Source organism: Stenotrophomonas capsici (assembly GCF_034961085.1).
Taxonomy (GTDB): Bacteria; Pseudomonadota; Gammaproteobacteria; order Xanthomonadales; family Xanthomonadaceae; genus Stenotrophomonas; species Stenotrophomonas capsici.
Map to the genome: position 1 here is coordinate 1 of NZ_JAYFUH010000243.1, position 1,333 is coordinate 1,333.

Here is a 1,333-nt window from a genome sequence, read left to right on the forward strand (position 1 = left end):
GGGAACTCGAAGACATCCGTTGGTTCCAGTCCTGCGGGCAGCCACTCCCGCAGTCACTGCCCTTTCCCGTCGCGCAGGTCTCGGGCTGGTCACAGGCCCTCAGCCTGTGCAGTGACCAAGCGTGGGAGGACGTCACCCTCGAGGCCAGGAACCGGCTGACGGAGTTCCTGCATACGCGTCATCGTGATGCGTACCAGCAATGGAACCACATCGCCGCCGCTGCGAAGTCGCGCATCGATGCGCCGGTGTGCGATCTGATCTGGCGCCCGTTCGCAGAGCAACAGGGGCTTGGCAAGGCGTTCACGGACGCCGTCTCCTGGGATGTCCTGGCCGCCGTGATGGAACACGCGTATCGGGACTGCTCCGGGCGCCCGACGTTCTTCCTCCAGCTGCTCCAGGTGTATCGCGCCGGGCATTTCCCGTGCGGCTGGTCCGGGGACTGGCCCGACGGCATGCTACTGGTCTGGTAGTGGAAGCCGCTGCACTTCCTGAAACAACGCGGGCAACAATAGCCCCGGTTGATCGCCCTACTCTTGGAGATCGGAAACGACATGCGCAATGAACGGTACTGGTTCGAGGCCAAGCAACATGGCTGGGGATGGCCACTGAGATGGCAAGGCTGGCTGGCGTACGGCATCACCTTCGCCTCGTTGGCTGCACTGTTCTTCGTGGTGCCGCCGACCCGGGCCCCAGGCCCGTTCATGGGAGCGACGGGGGGCATTATCCTGCTGTTGCTCGTGGTCTGCTGGCTGAAGGGGGAGCCGCTGCGGTGACGCAGGGATGGCCACCGATGGGGTGGCGCCGAGCGTGGCCCGGCACTACCGGGTGTGGCATGATCGGCTCGCTTTGCGCAACACAGACCGGGCGGCTTCGGCTTGGAATTCGGTGGTTGGCCATGGCTCGCCTGACCCTTCACTCACGTCGGCTCCCCCGGGGCACGGCGCTGTTCGGGCGGCGGTGTGCATGGAATGGATCAACGAGCTTGAGAACGAAGCCTGGAACACGGTGATCGACGAGCTGGTCTGGCACCTCCGGCATGGCCGGGTGCCCACCATCATCACGCGCCGGTTCGCCCCCGCGCGTGGCATCGAGTTCCGCTTCGGCGACGCGCCGGCGGTGTTCGCGCCCATCGACGATGCATCGCTGGAAGACCACTGGGACGAAGCCAGCCGCATCATCGGCCGCTTCCCGCAACTGAATGCGACGCGCCTGCGCAGTGATCGCAGCAGCATCGCGGCGGTCATGCGCGCACCCGGATTCGCATGACACGCGCCCATCACCGCGCGCATGCTCTGCTTTCCCTTCCCATGAAGCACCCAGGCGGCCCATGAAG

The 1,333-nt window shown here is 65.7% G+C and carries 3 protein-coding genes; all 3 read left to right on the forward strand.

All coding sequences use genetic code 11. The annotated features are described in order from the left end of the window. Nucleotides 1–470, forward strand: a 470-nt coding sequence (locus VA603_RS12400) for a hypothetical protein (protein WP_323439031.1), incomplete at its 5' end; no start/stop codon positions are given. Nucleotides 471–551: 81 nt separating this feature from the next. After that, nucleotides 552–773, forward strand: a complete 222-nt coding sequence (locus VA603_RS12405) for a hypothetical protein (protein WP_192288283.1) — start codon at nucleotides 552–554, stop codon at nucleotides 771–773. Nucleotides 774–963: 190 nt separating this feature from the next. Then, on the forward strand, nucleotides 964–1,266 hold the full coding sequence (locus VA603_RS12410; protein WP_132862391.1) for a hypothetical protein: 303 nt from the start codon (nucleotides 964–966) through the stop codon (nucleotides 1,264–1,266). Nucleotides 1,267–1,333 lie beyond the last annotated feature (67 nt).

What these genes read in the sequence shown, in the direction of transcription:
- VA603_RS12405 (WP_192288283.1), top strand. Translation starts at nt 552, where the DNA reads ATGCGCAATGAACGGTACTGGTTCGAGGCCAAGCAACATGGCTGGGGA.
- VA603_RS12410 (WP_132862391.1), top strand. Translation starts at nt 964, where the DNA reads ATGGAATGGATCAACGAGCTTGAGAACGAAGCCTGGAACACGGTGATC.